Raw genomic sequence first — 276 nt, forward strand, 5'->3', positions numbered from 1 at the left:
CTGCGCCACTTATCCGGCTATTTCTGGCGTTGCCTTGGGATATAGCCGAAGGGAATGAATGGAATATGCGGTTTGCGCCTCGGCGCGGCCGCACCCGCCATTCCTCTTCCCACCCGCGATTATCTCGCCATGATTCCGCTCGCCTCGACGCGCGCCATGACCCACCGTCGAATCTCGCTGGACCTGGCCCTCGCCTTGTCGTCGTCCGGCTGCCGTTGTCTCATGCCGACGATTCACACCGAGGTCAATGCCGAAGGGCACATGCTCAATGAAGTG

Annotated in this window: 1 protein-coding gene; it reads left to right on the top strand. The window is 60.9% G+C overall.

The window, feature by feature from the left end; translation table 11 throughout:
• Positions 1 to 72 precede the first annotated feature (72 nt).
• The coding region (locus KVT28_RS25030; protein WP_217550853.1) for a hypothetical protein at positions 73 to 276 on the top strand (204 nt) is incomplete at its 3' end.

The organism is Pantoea sp. GbtcB22 (assembly GCF_019091025.1).
In the GTDB taxonomy this organism is placed as follows: domain Bacteria; phylum Pseudomonadota; class Gammaproteobacteria; order Enterobacterales; family Enterobacteriaceae; genus Pantoea; species Pantoea leporis.